The organism is Aquabacterium sp., assembly GCF_016195855.1.
Classification (GTDB): domain Bacteria; phylum Pseudomonadota; class Gammaproteobacteria; order Burkholderiales; family Burkholderiaceae_C; genus Aquabacterium.
The window spans coordinates 42,360-58,799 of record NZ_JACPYU010000008.1 but is presented as its reverse complement, the minus strand read 5'-3'; the positions used below and the strand labels follow the sequence as shown (position 1 = coordinate 58,799).

11 protein-coding genes are annotated in these 16,440 nt (G+C 65.5%); 7 read left to right on the top strand and 4 right to left on the bottom strand.

The window, feature by feature from the left end; genetic code table 11:
• Window positions 1-35: 35 nt before the first annotated feature.
• Window positions 36-1,220 (bottom strand): GGDEF domain-containing protein, encoded by a 1,185-nt coding sequence (locus HY019_RS07575; RefSeq protein ID WP_290689844.1) that lies wholly within the window; start codon window positions 1,218-1,220, stop codon window positions 36-38.
• A gap of 188 nt (window positions 1,221-1,408) precedes the next feature.
• Between HY019_RS07575 and HY019_RS07570 the strand changes: the two genes are divergently transcribed.
• The 4 genes from HY019_RS07570 to HY019_RS07555 all read left to right on the top strand — a co-directional run bounded on the left by HY019_RS07570 (window position 1,409) and on the right by HY019_RS07555 (window position 6,369).
• Entirely contained in the window at window positions 1,409-2,998 is a 1,590-nt protein-coding gene (locus HY019_RS07570; RefSeq protein ID WP_290689842.1) for a DUF1800 family protein, read from the top strand.
• A 20-nt stretch (window positions 2,999-3,018) separates the two neighbouring features.
• A complete protein-coding gene (locus tag HY019_RS07565) occupies window positions 3,019-4,230 on the top strand; it encodes a DUF1501 domain-containing protein (protein ID WP_290689840.1) in 1,212 nt (403 codons plus the stop codon).
• 198 nt (window positions 4,231-4,428) lie between these two features.
• Window positions 4,429-5,190 (top strand): PEP-CTERM sorting domain-containing protein, encoded by a 762-nt coding sequence (locus HY019_RS07560; RefSeq protein ID WP_290689836.1) that lies wholly within the window; start codon window positions 4,429-4,431, stop codon window positions 5,188-5,190.
• Window positions 5,191-5,313: 123 nt separating this feature from the next.
• Window positions 5,314-6,369, top strand: a complete 1,056-nt coding sequence (locus HY019_RS07555) for an AraC family transcriptional regulator (protein WP_290689829.1) — start codon at window positions 5,314-5,316, stop codon at window positions 6,367-6,369.
• Window positions 6,370-6,381: 12 nt separating this feature from the next.
• On the opposite strand, the gene HY019_RS07550 is transcribed toward HY019_RS07555, so the two are convergent.
• Both HY019_RS07550 and HY019_RS07545 read right to left on the bottom strand, forming a co-directional pair.
• Entirely contained in the window at window positions 6,382-8,418 is a 2,037-nt protein-coding gene (locus tag HY019_RS07550; RefSeq protein ID WP_290689824.1) for a hypothetical protein, read from the bottom strand.
• Window positions 8,419-8,538: 120 nt separating this feature from the next.
• A complete protein-coding gene (locus HY019_RS07545; protein ID WP_290689820.1) occupies window positions 8,539-8,961 on the bottom strand; it encodes a globin family protein in 423 nt (140 codons plus the stop codon).
• Window positions 8,962-9,090: 129 nt separating this feature from the next.
• Between HY019_RS07545 and HY019_RS07540 the strand changes: the two genes are divergently transcribed.
• Both HY019_RS07540 and HY019_RS07535 read left to right on the top strand, forming a co-directional pair.
• On the top strand, window positions 9,091-10,275 hold the full coding sequence (locus HY019_RS07540) for an acyl-CoA dehydrogenase family protein (protein WP_290689819.1): 1,185 nt from the start codon (window positions 9,091-9,093) through the stop codon (window positions 10,273-10,275).
• 15 nt (window positions 10,276-10,290) lie between these two features.
• Window positions 10,291-11,457: an acyl-CoA dehydrogenase family protein gene (locus HY019_RS07535; RefSeq protein WP_290689818.1), complete on the top strand. Its 1,167-nt coding sequence runs from the start codon at window positions 10,291-10,293 to the stop codon at window positions 11,455-11,457.
• A 48-nt stretch (window positions 11,458-11,505) separates the two neighbouring features.
• Here the strand turns inward: HY019_RS07535 and HY019_RS07530 are convergent, their stop codons facing one another.
• On the bottom strand, window positions 11,506-14,346 hold the full coding sequence (locus HY019_RS07530) for a LuxR C-terminal-related transcriptional regulator (protein WP_290689816.1): 2,841 nt from the start codon (window positions 14,344-14,346) through the stop codon (window positions 11,506-11,508).
• 272 nt (window positions 14,347-14,618) lie between these two features.
• On the opposite strand from HY019_RS07530, the gene HY019_RS07525 reads away from it, so the two are divergent.
• The gene (locus HY019_RS07525) at window positions 14,619-16,439 is read left to right on the top strand and encodes a DUF1302 domain-containing protein (RefSeq protein ID WP_290689815.1); all 1,821 of its coding nucleotides are present in this window, start codon (window positions 14,619-14,621) and stop codon (window positions 16,437-16,439) included.
• Window position 16,440: the final 1 nt, after the last annotated feature.

Sequence of the window (16,440 nt, the reverse complement as noted above, 5' to 3'; positions counted from 1 at the left end):
GGGCTTCCCGGACGGCTTGTCAAAGCCCCGTCAGCTCAGAAGGTCCGCGTCGATTTGATCAAGGCCGTGGCGACCTCGGACAAGGCCGGCTCCAAGGCCAGCTCGCTGCGGTTGCGGCCCAGCACCTTGGCACGGTGCAGCGCAGCTTCCGCCCGTTCAAGCGCCTTGTCCATGGACTCCAGCGGCGTCATCTCGGCCACACCGGCCGAGAAATGCACACGCAAGTCAGGGGCCTGAGGGGGGCCATCGGCTTTCGTCAAGCCATCGCGCAAACGGTCCATGGCCACCAGGGCCTGATCGGCTGTGGTCGCCGTCAACAGAACCAGGAACTCCTCGCCACCCCAGCGCGCCACCAGATCGGTGTCCCGCAGGACCTTGCGCACCTCTTGCGCAAACAGGCGCAAGGCGTCGTCGCCCACCGCATGGCCATACAGGTCGTTGATGCGCCTGAAGGCATCCAGGTTGATCAAGGCCAGCACGCTGCCATCGCCACTGCGTGATTGCAGTTTCAAGTGGTGCAGGATCATCTCGCGCATGGCCCGGCGGTTGAGCAGCCCCGTCATCTCGTCCTTGTCCACCAATGCCTGGATGCGGTCCAGTGCGGTTTCGAGATCGGCCTTTTGCTGCGCCAGGTTCAGGCGCATGCTCGTGAGTTGCACACCCAGCAGCGACACCGGCGTGAGGATGGTCAGCAGCACCGTGAAATGCACCCATTCCACGGCGGGCTCATAGGTCTGGGGCCACCACCAGGCCAGCGCCACCATGGTCAGGCCCATCACCAGCAAGGCCTGGCCCGTCACCTGCAACTGCTCGCGCAGCTTGAGGCTGAAGATGGCGAACAGCGCGATCATCACCTGCAGCGACAACATGGCACCGCGCACCGGGCTCATCACCGCGTAGAACAGGGCGCCGGACAGCTGCGCCGCTGCGATCTGGAGCATGGTCAGCGAGGGATCACCGAAGCGCAGGCTCCAGCCGCTGCGCAAGGCCACATAGGTGCCGGCGCAAACCAGCAAGCCGAGCAACTCGTACACACGCACGCCGGCGAGGGACAGCGGCCATCGGCGCAAGCCAAATTCGCACAGCAGGCCCCCCACCACATAGACGAAGGCAGCCATCAAGGAACGCGAGACGCGCCCCCTTTGTTTGGGATCCGTGCTCAAGACCGCGTTGAGCAGGCGCGCCAGACCGGACGGGGAAGGCGTGTTGTTTTCAGGCATGACACATCGGTGTCGGCAGCCCTCAGCCAGGCTTGAGCGAAACGCCTGCCACCCTGCTCGTGTGGGCCTCAAAAGCGTGAACGCCGCCACGAACAAGGCACCCGCCCGAGCGCGCTGGCGCGGGCAACTTTACACAGCCCCTTTTCACCATGGTCAACAGGCCAGCTGGCAGGCGCGTTCAACCAACCATGAGCACCTCACCGCCGCACCCCACCTTGCCAGACCTGATTCGCCGCCGAACACTCCTGTCGCTGGCGGCCGGTGCCGCGACAGGCTCCTGCGGCATGCTGACAGCCTGCGCGAGCCAGCCCCCTCAGGCCAGCGACAAGCCGGCCCTGGCCCGGGCCAGGGCCCATACACCAGCGGGCGACCCCAGGCTCCATGTGCTGGTCAACCGCCTCAGCTGGGGTGCCAGCGACAGCGAGCTGAACCTGGCCCTGCAACTGGGCCCCGCCCGCTACATCGCCCAGCAAACCGCCTCGGCACCCCCTGCCGCCCTGCCGCCCGCTGTGCAAGGCCAGATTGACAGCCTGACCATCACGCAAAAGCCGCTCATGGCACTGCTGGCCGACCTCGACAGCCTCAAGCAGGCCGACGACAAACAGCCCTACCAGAAGGAGCTCACCCGCCTGGCCCGAGAGGCCGCCAGCCGACACCTCTTGCGCGCCCTGTACTCGCCCCAGCAACTGCGCGAGCACATGAGCTGGTTCTGGTTCAACCACTTCAATGTGCACCAGCACAAGCACAACATCCGTGCCATGCTGGGCGACTACGAAGAGCGCGCGCTGCGTCCTCACGCACTGGGCCGCTTCAGAGACCTGCTGGGCGCGGCCACCCGCCACCCCGCCATGCTTCGTTATCTGGACAACGACCAGAATGCCGCCAACCGCCTCAACGAGAACCACGCCCGCGAACTGCTGGAGCTGCACACCCTGGGCGTCGATGCCGGCTACACGCAGCGCGATGTGCAGGAACTGGCCCGCGTGCTGACCGGCCACGGCGTGCAGCACAGCGACAAGACGCCGCACCTGCGCCGCGAGCTGGCCGGGTTCTACGTGCGTGAGGGCGCCTACGAGTTCAACCCCGCACGGCATGATTTCGGCGACAAGACCGTGCTGGGCCGGCGCATCCAGGGGCGCGGCGCCACCGAACTGGACGAGGTGCTCGACACGCTGGCCACCCAACCGGCCACCGCCCGCTTCGTCTGCGGCAAGATGGCCCGCTACCTGCTGTCCGACACCCCGCCCGAGCCGCTGGTGCAGCGCATGAGCGAGGCCTTCCTGTCCAGCCAGGGCCACATCGGCGACACCCTGAACGTGCTGCTCGGTGCGCCCGAGTTCACGCAGGCCGAGCCCGGCAAGTTCAAAGACCCGATGCACTACGTGATCTCGGCCCTGCGCGCCGCCTACGACGACAAGGTCATCCGCAACACGACGCCCATCTTCAACTGGCTCAACCGGCTGGGCGAAGGCCTCTACAACCGCCAGACGCCTGACGGCTACCCGCTCACCGCTGATGCCTGGTCCAGCTCGGGCCAGATGGCGGTGCGTTTCGAGATCGCGCGGGCCATTGGCACGCACAGTGCCGGCTTGTTCAAATCCGAAGAAGGCAGCCAAGCCACCGAGCAAGCCGCCTTCCCCCAGCTGGCGCGTGCCAGCTACTACCAGTTCACCCGCGCCATGCTCGGCCCGGACACGCGCCAGGCCCTGGACAACACCAGCTCGCCGCAAGACTGGAACACCTTGTACCTGTCCGCACCCGAGTTCATGTACCGCTGACCCGACCCGCGAGGCCCGCCATGCAACGCCGCACCTTCCTGAGCCACACCTGCGCTGCCAGCGCAGGTGTGGCCACCTTGACCTTCAGCAGCCGCCTGCTGGCGGCCTCACCCGACAGCCCCCGCTTCCTGTTGGTCTTCCTGCGGGGCGGTTACGACGCGCTCAGCCTGCTCGTGCCCACCAGTGGTAGCTTCTATCAGGAAGTGCGCCCCCACATCGCCATTCCCCTGGCTGCGGGCGACCAGGCTGGCGCGGTGCCCCTCACCGAGCAATGGGCCCTGCACCCCGCCGTTGAAGCGCCGCTGCGCCCGCTGCTGCAGGCCAGGCAGCTGAGCTTCATCCCCTTTGCCGGCACGGACGACACCTCTCGCAGCCATTTCGAAACCCAGGACAGCATCGAGCTGGGGCAGCCACTGGGCCCGCAGCGCAACTTCCAGTCCGGCTTCCTCAACAGGCTGGCGTCCGTGCTGCCAGGCAGCCCGGCCATGTCGTTCACGGACCAGCTGCCTGCGGTGTTCCGTGGGCCTGTCGACATCGCCAACACCTCGCTCAAGGGCCAGCTCAAGAACGGCCTGAACAAGCCCCTGCAATCGGCCCTGGCCAGCATGTACCAGCACCATCCGCTGGGCGCCAAAGTGCAGGAAGGCTTCGAGGTGCGCCAGGAGGTCAGCAGCACCATGGCCGGCAACATGGCTGGCGAGATGGAGGCCGCCAGCCGCAACGCCGTGTCCACCAATGGCTTTGAACAAGAAGCCCGCCGCATGGCCAGGCTCATGCGCGAGCGCTATGCCCTGGGCTTTGTGGACGTGGGCGGCTGGGACACCCATGTCGGCCAGGGCCAGTTGACGGGCTACCTCGCCACCCGCCTGGGCCAGTTGGCCAGCGGCCTGGCCGGCTTTGCCGACGAAATAGGCCCCACCATGTGGAAGCAGACCACCGTCGTGGTGATCAGTGAGTTTGGGCGCACCATGCGCGAAAACGGCAACCGTGGCACGGACCACGGCCACGGCAGTGTCTACTGGGCACTGGGCGGGGGCCTGCGCGGCCAGAAGGTGCTGGGCGAGCAAACCAGCATCGAAGCCCGCACCCTCTTTCAAAACCGTGACCTGCCCGTGCTCAACGACTACCGTGCCACCCTGGCCGGCCTGTTTCAGCGTCAGTACGGCCTGTCGCCCTCGGCCATCGACAAGGTGTTCCCCGCCTGCCAGCCGCGCGACATCGGCCTGATCTGAGCCGACCGCATCGGCAGCCCCCCCCTGACCGGGGGAGTCTTTGCACACTGCCAACCGGCTTGGCCCGCCACGTTTTGGCTTCGCCGGCCATTCCTGCCTCCCGCATCAAACAACCCGTTCTTACTATCGACTCCACAGATGCACGCCATCTGTCGGTGTTGATGTTGTTCCTGATGTAACCCTTTCTAGAGGCAGACAATGACCCATTCCATCCAGAAGACCCTGATCGCAACCGCCCTGCTGGCCGCACTGGGCGCCCAGGCCGCCACCGTGACCGTCGCATCGGGCGGCTCCTACCAGGGCCTGCAGCTCACCGGGGCCGACACCATCTCCTTCAGCGCCGACCTGCTGGGCGCGCTGGACACCGGCAAGGTGGTCCTGAGCCCCGTCAATGGCACCACGGGCGTGATCCAGAAGGACGTCGACGGCTTCTACACCCAGGCCGACATCACCGCCCAGCTGAAATCCTTCGACATCAACGACAGCACCAACCGCATCCTGAACGCCTACAGCGTGGGTGGCTCGAACCAGGCCCAGCCTGCACTCAAGAGCGTCTCCAGCGGCGGCTTCGTCACCATCGGTGACCTGTGGATCGACCGCACCGCCAAGGTCGTGCACGGCACCCTGAGCGGCGGCAACGGCGTGGGCACCATCAATGACCTGGTCATCTGGAACATCGCCAGCATCCAGGGTGACAGCGCCATCACCACCGCCGGCAACTTCACCACCACCTTCTCCGGCCTGACGGTGACCACCACGGCCTTTGACGCCATCGCCAAGTCGCTGGGCCTGCTGACCCTGGGCAAGAGCGCCCTGTCCGGCGTGACCGACTTCGGCACCATCACCTCGCACCTGACCGTGACGGCCACCACCCCGGCCGTGCCCGAACCCGGCACTTACGCGCTGATGGGCATGGGCCTGGTCGGCATGGCCGTCGTGGCCCGCCGCCGTCGCGGCTGATCAAACGTGAACCAGGTCGCAAGCGGCCTGGTGTTTTTTTGACCGCTTGATGTGGTTCATGGCGCGAGCAAGCCTTCTTGAGGCAAGCTCGCGTTGTTGCTTCCAGATCCAGGTATCGAGCGAATGATCCCCTTGCGCGCGCTGATGTTTCCGATCCAGTACCAGGAGGTCGGGGAGGCTTTCATGCGGGCCAAAGGGCTGAGCTCGCCCACGGCAGCCGAGTGGCTGGCCACCTTGGGCATCGACCCGACCCGCGGCAGCGACGCCCCCGATGTCCCGCCGGGCTTCGTGCACGGCGAGCACTTTGCCGCGCTGCTGCGCATCCTGTCGCAACACTGCAGCGACGACCGCGCCCACAGCGAGCAGATCCTGGAGTGCTTCCCCGTCTCGGCGCACGGGCCGCTGGGCTTGCTGGCCATCGTGGCCACCAACATGCGTGAGTGCATCGACTACGCCATCCAGTTCGGGCCGCTGGTCATGCCGGCCTTCGGCTTGCGGATGGAGATCATCGACCACCAGGTCCACCTGATCTTCGAGCGCCGCACCGACTTTGGCGCGTTCAACAACCTGATCACCGAGATCACCCTGGGCTGCTACGGCCAGTTCAAGAACTACGCCGACACCCCACGCCCGGATGGCGACTATTACTTCCGCCATCAACCCGATGGGGTGCCGATGTACATCCCCGGCACGCCCCCGCGCTGCATCCATTACGGTTGCCGCGAAGACAAGCTCGTCTTCCCCGAAGAGTTCCTGGACCGCCCGCTGATCATGACCAGCCGGGGCTCGCGCAACGCACTGGAATCCGTGCTCAAGGAGCAGGTGGCGGTGCTGGCACCCCAGCAGCCCTTTACCCACAAGGTGCGCCAGCTCATCCAGCGCGATGTGCATGCCGGCCTGCCCAGCGAGCTGGCCTCGGTGGCCCAGCGCCTTGAATTGTCCTCACGCACGCTCAGCCGCCGGCTGCAGGAAGAGCACAACACCTTTGCCCAGCTGAACGCGCAGATCCGCATCGAGCACGCCAAGGCCCAGCTCCTGCACACCAACAAGCCTGTGTCCCAGATTGCCGTGGAGGCCGGCTTCAACGAGGTGGGCAGCTTCAGCCGGGCATTCAAGCGCGTCTACGACAAGACGCCATCGGAGATGCGCGCCTCGCCGCAGACGATCCAGGCATCGTGAGCCGGCCTGGGCTCACAAGGTCTTGAGGTACTCGATGAGGGCCCAGCGCTCCTCATCCGTCAGGGACTGGGTGAAGGTGTGGCCCCCATTGCCCTGGCTGTACAGATAGCTGTTGAAGATCATGCGCGACTGGATCTGCTGGTCCGTCACCGGGGGCGGCGACTGATAGGCCAGTGAGTTGTTGACCGCCACCACGTTGGCGATGGACGCGAAGACCTGGTCCACCGTGCTCATGCCGTTGCTGCACGGCAGGTAAGGCGCAGCGCTGGCCTGCTGGTTGTTGCAGGGCAGCTCGGTGTAACGCCACCCCAGCTTCTTGAAGTCATAGGCGGCCAGGCTGGCGTCGTAGCCCTTGTTCTTGCCCCCGATGCCGGGCGCGGTGTACCAGCGCTGCCAGATCTTGGGCCGATCAGATGGCTTGAGCACATCCCAGATGGTGGGCACGCTGCCGTTGTGGAAATAGGGGGCGCTCTGCCAGGCGCCATACAAGGGCGGGGCCACATAGCCAAAGGGCTTGAGCCATTCATTGGGGCCAGTGGGCGAATACTTGGGGACCGGCCCCTTGCCCAGGTCATAGGCCCTGCGCGGGATGCGCCTGAGCTGGCTGGTCAGCAGCTTGTCATTCCAGCCCTGCCACTGTGGATTGAGTTCGTTGTAGGCAAACCAGGAGGTCTGCCAGGCGCGGCGTTTGCGCTCGTCCTGCATCAGGCCCACACGCTTGTCATCGGTCTGGATGGTCTCGATGGGCGTGATGACGCCGGCCACACCCTTGAGGCGAGGGTCGGGCAGGTAGGCCGGGTCAGCGGCATGGCGCGGTGAGTACACCCCATGGCAACTGGCACAAGAGCCGTTGCCGGCTTGCTTGGGGATGTCGGCATTGGCGCCTGCGGCCCACAGGTCGCGCTCATGGAAGATGACCGCCCCCTGCTCTGCCAGCGCCGTGTCGATGGCGCCACCTTCATGGTTGTAGGCGGGTGGTGACAGCGACATCAGCCACACATTGATGTCCTCGAACTCGTAGTAGATGTCGCGCCGTGTGGCGGCATTGCGCATGAGGTTGGCCACCGCGAAAGCCATCTCCGATCGCACGTTGTCAGAGGTCAGTGCACCGTCCCAGAACTGCCGTGTCTTCCAGGCCCGGTGCCACCAGTTGGGCGCCTTGGACATGCCCGCCGCATGCGAAGGGAACCACTCCATCAGGCTGGGTGAGAAGAGCAGCGAATCCATGTCCCACAGCGCCGGCAGCGCATCCAGGATGCCGATGGCGTCACTGGTGCCCCGCCCGACGCTCCATGGCAAGGGGGCCAGTTGCAAGATCACCGTGGGCCCGTTGGCCCGGAAGGTGTCGGACTGCCCGACGCCCGCGTCGCCGGCATCGTTGGCGCGCCCAAAGGCAAAGGGCCGCTCATCGGGCGAGCCCAGCCGGGAGTCGTGGCAGCCCGAGCAGGTGGACCCCAGCAGGCCATTCCAGCGGCCCTGGTCATCCTTGACCTGCAGCAGGCCCAAAGGCAGCTGGCCCGATCCGCCGTTGCTTGTGTTGGGATCTTCGCCAGGCAGCGCATAGGGGTTGCGCCAAGGCGCAGGACCAGAGCCATAGCGCTTCATGACCTGCTCGTCGAAATCGGCCGGGCGGCTGCTCAAGCCCCAGACCTTCCACAGCTTGTTGTAGCCCGCGATCGTGCCAAAGGGCTGGAAGTACTGCTTGCCCGTCATGAGCTTGAAACCCCTCACCGAGGCGGCCCTGAACTCGCCACAGGTCTTGGGCTTGGGGGGCAACTTGTTGAGGTAAGGCTCAGGCGGGTTGTGCAGGTCCACAAACCAGGCATTGAACTGGATGGCCGCACCGGGCCTGTTCACGCCGGGCACGACCAGCGTGCGGGCGTCCAGGGGCAAGGGCGTCGAGTCGGGCTGGTTGGCACAGGCCGCCGCCCAGGGCGCACGATGGGCCGGCTGATCCAGCAAGGGCAACTGGTTGGCGTGTGCGGTGCTTGCTGCACTGAGCACGCACGAGGTGGCTGTCGCCACGGCGCTGAAGCGAAAGGTGTTCATGATCGGTTCTCCAGGGGGTGAGGGCCAGCTGCACCGGCTTGTGGCCGCGTGCAGCCCCGCACACTAGAGGTCCGAATCTCCCAACCCTCTCGTCCTTTCAGACGATTTTGCCGATCAGACTCAGGCCGCCGCGCGCGCTTGTTCCGCAGCCTGGGTCATGACACTGGCCATGGTCTGGTAGACCGTGGTCCAGGCGTCCCGCACCTCGGTGGTGAACGCTTCGCCCAAGCCTTGGGCCAAGGTGTCGAGCAAGGCCGCACCCACAACCTCGTAGTCCTGCGGCTTCACGCCATAGCCTTGATGGCGCGCGCCCAGCGCCTGCAACACCGGCAACAGGGCAGGCACATCGTTCAACCCTCGCACAGCGGCGCCAATCATCTGCATGAGCTTGGCACCTTGCTGTGCCATGTCACCCTTGAACAGGCTCTTCAGCGCAGGGTCGGCTTCAAACAGCTTGCCATAGAAGAGCGCGGCGGCCTGCGGTGCGATAGGCTCGACCGAGCGCCAACTGCCCTGCACCAGTTCAATCACTTTGGGATCCATCTCAAACTCCTTTTGTTCAGCGTGTTCGCCAGTCTACGAATCCCATGGGTTTTGGGTTCGTCTGTTTCGACGATTCAGTCGACATTCACAAACTGCAAAACTGTCCGCACCGTATTGGAGTGGACTCACATGGTCTTGACTGAATCTGAAAACGCATTTCGGGATGAAGTGCGGGCCTTTCTCGACACCGCACTGACGCAAGATCTGCGCCTGGCCGGCCGCCGTGCATCGGGCATCTTCACCGACTACCCCGACGGCATCCGCTGGCACCAGATCCTCGCCGCCCAAGGCTGGAGCGTGCCGCGCTGGCCCACCGAGCATGGGGGCACAGGCTGGACGCCCATGCAGCACTACCTCTTTGCCTGTGAGCTGGCCGCCGCCGATGCGCCCCCTCTGGCGCCCATGGGCACCGGCATGGTGGGCCCGGTGATCATCGCCTTTGGCACGCCAGAACAACAGGCGCGCTGGTTGCCCGGCATACGCAGCGGGGACGACTATTGGGCGCAGGGCTACTCCGAGCCGCAATCGGGCTCGGACCTGGCCTCGCTTCAATGCCGGGCCGTGCGCGATGGTGCTCACTACATCATCAATGGCACCAAGATCTGGACAACGCATGCCCAGTACGCCAACAAGATGTTCTGCCTGGTGCGCACGGCCACAGGCGGCAAGCCGCAGCAGGGCATCAGCTTCCTGTGCTTTGACCTGGGCACACCGGGCATCACCATCCGTCCCATCATCAGCATCTCGGGGGACCATGAACTCAACCAGGTCTTCTTCGATGACCTCAGGGTGCCGGCTTCAGGCCTGATCGGCGAAGAGAACCAGGGCTGGGCGATTGCGAAATACCTGCTTCAACATGAACGGGGCAGCGCCTGGGCACCCCAACTGCGCGCACGCATGCGGCGCCTGGACAAGGCCGCGCAGGACGCCTTTGCGCACCAACCGCCCCATAGCCTGGAGCGGCAGCTGATCAAGCTCAAGCTCGCCGAGGCGCATTGCCAGATCGATGCCGTGGAGGCCCTGGAGATCCGCGCCCTCAGGGCCGATGCCATGGGCACACCACCGGGGATCAGGCCGTCGGTGACCAAGCTGCTGGGCACCGAGCTGCGACAGCACCTGACCGAGATCGGCATCCTGATTGCCGCACACCGCGGGCAGGTTCGCACCCCCATGCACCTGTGCGCGCAGCAAGGGCTGGACGAAGAGGCCTCGTTCGCGATGTCGGCCTACCTGAACGACCGGGCCGCCTCCATCTATGCCGGCACCAATGAGATCCAGCGCAACCTCGTCGCCGCGCACCTGCTGGCGCAATAAGGAAAGGACAGCACCATGGACAGTTGCTTTCAATTGAATGAAACCCAGACCATGCTGCGCGACAGCCTGGCCCGCCTCCTGTCGGACCGCTACAAGACGGAGCAACGCGCCCATCTGCTGGCCACGGCCGGCAACTGGCCGCCGCTGTGGCACGAACTCACCAATGAGCTGGGCATTCTCGGGCTGCCGTTCAGCGAAGAACTCGGTGGCCTGGGCGGCGACATGTTCGACAACCTGGTGGTGATGGAGACCCTGGGCGCGTCGCTGGCAGCCGAGCCTTACCTGTCGACCATCGTGATTGCCGGCGGGGTGTTCAAGCGCCTGGCCACCCCCGAGGCCCGGCAGATGCTGACGCGCATGCTCCATGGTGATGCGGTCGTGGCCTTCGCTGCCACCGAACCCAGCAGCCGCCACGACTGGCACGATGTGCGCACCACCCTGACACCCGTTGAGGGCGGCCACAAGCACATCCTCCAGGGCCGCAAGACCGTGGTGCGTTGCGCCCCATGGGCCACGCACCTGCTGGTCACGGCGCGCAGCCTGGGAGCGCCCTGGGAGCGCGATGGCATCTCGCTGGTCTGCATCCCGGCGCACACGGCGGGCGTGCACTGCAACGATGTGCGCACACTCGATGGGGGCGTGGCCAGCGAATTGACCTTCGACCACGTGGCCATCTCACCCAGCCAGATCATGGGGCCCGTTGGCGGGGCCTTGCCACTGATCGAGCAGGTGATGGACGAGGCCACCCTGGCCCTTTGCGCCGAAGCCATCGGGGTCTTGCAGCGCCTGCTGCATGACACGGTGGACTACGCACGCCAACGCAAGCAGTTTGGTGCGCCCATCAGCAGCTTCCAGGCCCTGCAGCACCGCCTGGCTGACATGTACTTGTCGCTGGAACAAGCTGCAGCGTTGACCGCCTCGGTGGTGGACGCCCTGCACGCGACACCTGCCGCACGCGCCTTGGCCGTGTCGTCTGCCAAGATCGCCACGGCCAAGGCCTGCAAGCTCGTGGGCCAAGGCGCCGTTCAGATCCACGGAGGCATGGGCATGACGGAAGAGCTGGCCATCGGGCATTTCTTCCGAAGGGCCACGGAGATCGAGAGCCTGTTTGGCAACGTCGACTGGCACCTGCAGCGGGTGGCCGCCTTGCGCGACGATCTGGTCGATGCCATGGCCGCCTGAGCCCACACACGCGCCGCGCACCCGCCTGGCTCAGGCCATTCAGGCCATTCAGGCGATCACGGCCAGCCGGCGTGCTGCGGCGATGGCCTGCATGCGGTTGTGTGCGCCCAGCTTGGCGTTGATGTTGCGCAAGTGCGTCCTCACCGTGCTGTCAGACACCTTGAGCCGGCTCGCCATGTCGCTGTTGGAGCACCCTTGCGCCAGCAGGTGCAGCACGCGGATCTCCTGAGGGGTCATGCCGGCCAGTTCGGCCTCGCGAGCAGCCGGCAAGGGCTCGGCATGGGCCTGATGGGCCGCGCCCATGTCCTGCAGCGCGCTCACCAGGGTCTGCAGATAGTCATCCCAGATCGGGTCCCTGGAGGCGCCCACGTACTCGGCGGCATGATCGGCGCCATGATCGGGAGCTGGGTCGGCCACATGCGGTCGCTGCAGGCGTTGAACCACCGGCAGCAGTACCGGCCCTTCATCCAGCACCATGCGCACGAAGCCATCACGGCAGGCTTGCCTCAAGGCCCGCTCGGCGGTCTGGATGCTGCCCGCGATGTCCGCGCACTGCTGCTGCCCCAGGGCCAGCAGCAAATGGAGCTTGAGCGCCCGGCGCCCTCGGCCGACTTGCTCGGCTGCCGCCAGCTCCGACTCGATCAGGGCCACGGCACGCCGCGCGTCACCATGGTGCAGCTCCCACCGGATGCGCGCCAGCTGCAGGTACTCGATGTCGTGCGCCACCAGCCTTTGCCGGTTGACGCGCTCCCACAGGCCGGGCAGGTCTGCGGCGTCCAGCGCATCCCGGGCCGGCCTGGCCTGCCCTTGAAGGAGCAAGACGCGCGCGCGCTCCAGGTGGGCGGCCGCCACGGCACGCGGCAGCTGCCGCTGGTGGCCGAGGTATTCCAGGTCACTCAGCGCCTCCTGGCACAGGTCCAGATCACCCCGGCTGTAGGCAATGCGCGCGCGCAGCGCATGCCCCAGGATCATGTGGTCGGGCAGGCCCGTCTCCTTGGCCAAGGGGCTGTAGACATGAAGCCGCTGCTGCGCGTCATCCAGGCGGTTGGCGTCATACAAGGCCGCGGCATAGAGCACGCCGGCCCAGGCGTTGCCCTCGATCTGGTTGGCCGGCGTGACCACCGGCATGGCGCTGCCACTCTCGCCCACGGCCATGCGCAAGCGGGCCGTTGCCTGCTGAAGGCGCCCATCGTGCAGGTCCAGCATCCCTTCCACGGATTCGGTGAAGGTCCGCGTGAACGGGTTGCTGCGCGGGGTGCGCCGTGCCTCATCCAGCAGTTGGCGCGTCATGCCCGCATCGCCCACCACCGAGGCCACATGGGCCATGGCATTGGCCAGGCCAATGTCCGAGAACGAGCAGCCACTGGGCAGTTGGGTCAGGGCATCCCGCCCCAAAGTCAGGGCTTCCTCGTAACGGTCCAGGAGGGCCATCAGCAAAGGCCGCAAGGTGCGCAACTTGGCCTGCACCAACGTGTCGGTGCTGGACTCGCACCCCGACCGTTGCAGCGCGCTCAAGGCCTCGGCGGGCCCCTTGGTGAAGAAGGTGGCCCAGATGGCGATGCTCTCCAGCAGCGGATAGGGCACCAGCTGGGATGAGGGAATCAGCGTGAACCAACGGGTCAGCATGCGCATGCGCCCTTGCTCCACGAAGCGCTGCGCATGCTGGGACAACAGGGTCAGCGCCTGGGGCACATCGCCACCCTCCAGGGCGTGGTCGATCGCGGGTACCGGGCGGCCCTGCGACTCGAACCAGGCTGAAGCAGCCAGATGCAGGCGCGTGTATTCATGCGGCTGATCCCGACGAAGCTGATCCCGCAGAAAGTCGACAAAGAGGCCGTGATAGCGCCAGCTGCGCCCCACACCGTCCTGCCCATCCTGCGCCACCGGGCGAACAAAGAACTCGGCCTCCTCCAGCCAGTCCAGCATGCGCTCCATGTCGGCCAGGCCTTGCGCTTCGCAACGAGGCGTCAGCGCGTGGCACAAAGGTACCGTCATCTGATGGAGGATGCTGGTGCGCAACAGAAACTGCCGCACATCGGCGGGCAATTCGGCCAGCACCGCCTTGGCCAGGTAATGGGCCACGGCCTTGTTGGAGCCGGAGAAGGACGCGATGAAGGCGCTGTCGGCCCCCTTGCGATCCAGGGCCACGGACGCCAGCCACATGGCCGCGATCCAGCCCTCTGTCTTGCGCCACAACTCAGCCATTGCAGCGGCGGGCAAGGGGCCATGCCGGCGGCGTGCAAAGAAGCTGCTGGCCTCGTCCTGCGTGAACCGCAGGTCCTGAACATCGATTTCCAGCAACTGACCATGGACGCGCAAACGCGCCAGCCCCCACTCCGGCATGGATCGGGAAGCGGCCATCACCCTTGAACCATCGGGCAGGTGGATGATCAGCTCCTTGAGCACGTCCAGCACCTGCGCATCGTGGATGGCTTCCACGTCATCCAGAAACAGCGTGAACGGACGGGGGCTGGATGCGAGCTGGTTGAGCAAGGCGCCCGCTCCTGACTGTCCAGACGGCCCCAACTGCCCCGATGCGCCCGCAGGCAGAACACCCGCCAAAGCCCAGGCCAGGGCCTGGAGAAACCGGGGCAAGTCGTTGTCGGCGCGGTCCAGCGTCAACCAACCGGTGGCCACGCCCAACTGCGACAGCCGGCCCCGAATCTGGCGCAGCGCCGTGGTCTTGCCATACCCGACAGGGGCACGGACCAGCACCACACGCGCTTGCTGGGCCTGGAGCGCCCGCTCGCAGATCGCCTGCCGAAGCACCTCGGATGGGCTGGCGACCGGTGGCGTGGTCTTGTTGACCATCACCCCTTGAAGTTGAACATCGCCCCAGGGCCCCGCACCGGCTGTGGGGACCGAGGATGCGGCAAGGGAATCGCCCATGTTGATGCCTTGTGAGTGATGAGACCCCAGGCGGCAGCGTGCTGCCTGAGGCCACCGCAGCCGGGGATATTGCGTTATTTCACGACAAGGCATCAGAGGGGTTTCACGCAGTTGCAGGCCAGCCAAATCGTCTGAAGTGACGATGTTGCCAAATGCAACGACTGCCTAAATTGCCTACACCTGCAGGAGTCTGATCCCATTGAGCGCATCACCTTCCGCAGGCAGGCAAACCGGTCCTGCGTACCGGTGAGATCAAGCATGAGGAGACATGCATGCGCGTTGTGAAGTCCGTGGGTCTGTCGACCCTCGTCTACCTGGCATGGAGCGCCCCGCTGCCTGCCCTGGCTGGCACCACTGACCTGGGTGATGGCCTGGAAGCCACCTGGTCACTCAATGCCTCGCTCACCGGCGGCTGGCGAACCAAGTCCCCCGACTCCGATCTGATCGGCCAGAACGATGGCGGCACCGGCTCGGCCTACACCGGCTCGGCCGACAAGAACTGGGGCAAGTGGAAGAACTTCAGCACCCTGGCACGTCTGGTCGGTGACGTGGACATCCACAAGGGTCAGTTCGGTGCCATGGTGCGTGCCAAGGCATGGGACAACTACCGCCTGAGCCACAAGTCCGTTCCCTTTGGCGCGGCCACCAATGACTTCGTGCCCGACACCAAACTCAGGGACGACGACTTCGACACCAACCTGTCCAAGTTCAGCGGGGTTGAGCTGCTGGACGCCTATGTCTATGGCGGCGTGGACCTCTCTGAAGACGCCCAGCTCAAAGTGCGTCTGGGACAGCACGTTGTCAACTTTGGTGAGAGCCTGTTTGTGCCCGGCGTCAACCAGTACCAGGTGCTGGACATCAATGCCTTGCGGCAATCGGGCACCCTGCTCAAAGAGGCCATCTTGCCGGTCCCGCAGATTTCGGCCAACCTGGGCCTGGGCGGTGGCTTGTCGCTGGAGGGCTTCTACCAGCTGCAATGGAAGCGCACCAGCATCGACGGCTGCGGCACCTTCTGGTCGCCGGCCACGGCTCTGAACTGCACCAAAGGCTCGATCCTGGTGAACCAGGATGTGGCCGGCTCAGACTCCTATCTCGGCTGGAACGGTGTACCCGGCCTGGGTGGCGCGAACTTCCGCTTCCCGCTGTCGGCCGACCGCGAAGGCTCGGACAAGAACCAGTTTGGCCTGGCCGCCAAGAAGATGGTCGAGGCCATCGACACCGAGTTCGGCCTGTACCACGTGCAGTACAACACCCACGTGCCCAACCTGTCCGGCGTGCGGGACAACAGCAGCGTGGCAGGCTCGGCCTACACCAACTCGCCCTCGCTGGGCTCGGTCTTCTGGGACTACTCGGCCGACAAGATCAAGGTGACGGGCCTGAGCGCATCGACCGTGGTCAACGGCTGGTCGGTCGCCGGCGAGATGAGCTACACGAAGGACTTCCCCGTGCAGATCAACTCGGTGGACGGCTTCTACGCGATGGTTCAAGGCCTTGGCCCCATGGCCTCGCGCTGGGGCTTCGCGGCGGCCCCGCTGGCTTCCGGCACCTACAACGTGGGCTATGACCGCAAGAACAAGACGCAGTTCCAGTTCTCGACCTTGAAGCTGGTCTCCAATGTGCTGGGGGCATCGTCGGGCACCGTGATGGGTGAAGTGGCCTTCCAGCACTGGATGGGCATCGGAGATCCCTACAGCGGTGTGCGCTACGGCCGTGGCTTCGAATACGGCGCGGGCCCTCACGCGTCCTTTGGCGGCGCCTGCCCCGCAGCGGCAACCAACACCCGCAACTGCACGCAAGACGGCTACTTCACCTCCACCGCCTGGGGCGTGCGCGGCCTGGTCGAGCTGGAGTACCCCAATCTGATCGAAGGCTTTGTGGTCAAGCCCCGGCTCTTCCTGGCCAAGGACGTGCAGGGCTGGTCGGCCGACAGTGTCTTCAGCCAGGGGCGCCATGTCATCAGCCCGGGCGTCAAGCTGGACTACCAGAAGCGCTATGCGGTGGACCTGAGCTACACGACCTTCAACGCCAACGCGCGCTTTGACAGCTTCCATGACCGCGACTTCCTCTCTCTGGTGTTGAGCGCCAGCTTCTAAG

Coding starts and splice junctions, on each gene's coding strand:
- HY019_RS07535 (WP_290689818.1), top strand. CDS start 10,291: ATGGACAGTTGCTTTCAATTGAATGAAACCCAGACCATGCTGCGCGAC.
- HY019_RS07550 (WP_290689824.1), bottom strand. CDS start 8,418: ATGAACACCTTTCGCTTCAGCGCCGTGGCGACAGCCACCTCGTGCGTG.
- HY019_RS07565 (WP_290689840.1), top strand. CDS start 3,019: ATGCAACGCCGCACCTTCCTGAGCCACACCTGCGCTGCCAGCGCAGGT.
- HY019_RS07560 (WP_290689836.1), top strand. CDS start 4,429: ATGACCCATTCCATCCAGAAGACCCTGATCGCAACCGCCCTGCTGGCC.
- HY019_RS07575 (WP_290689844.1), bottom strand. CDS start 1,220: ATGCCTGAAAACAACACGCCTTCCCCGTCCGGTCTGGCGCGCCTGCTC.
- HY019_RS07545 (WP_290689820.1), bottom strand. CDS start 8,961: ATGGATCCCAAAGTGATTGAACTGGTGCAGGGCAGTTGGCGCTCGGTC.
- HY019_RS07540 (WP_290689819.1), top strand. CDS start 9,091: ATGGTCTTGACTGAATCTGAAAACGCATTTCGGGATGAAGTGCGGGCC.
- HY019_RS07530 (WP_290689816.1), bottom strand. CDS start 14,346: ATGGGCGATTCCCTTGCCGCATCCTCGGTCCCCACAGCCGGTGCGGGG.
- HY019_RS07525 (WP_290689815.1), top strand. CDS start 14,619: ATGCGCGTTGTGAAGTCCGTGGGTCTGTCGACCCTCGTCTACCTGGCA.
- HY019_RS07570 (WP_290689842.1), top strand. CDS start 1,409: ATGAGCACCTCACCGCCGCACCCCACCTTGCCAGACCTGATTCGCCGC.
- HY019_RS07555 (WP_290689829.1), top strand. CDS start 5,314: ATGATCCCCTTGCGCGCGCTGATGTTTCCGATCCAGTACCAGGAGGTC.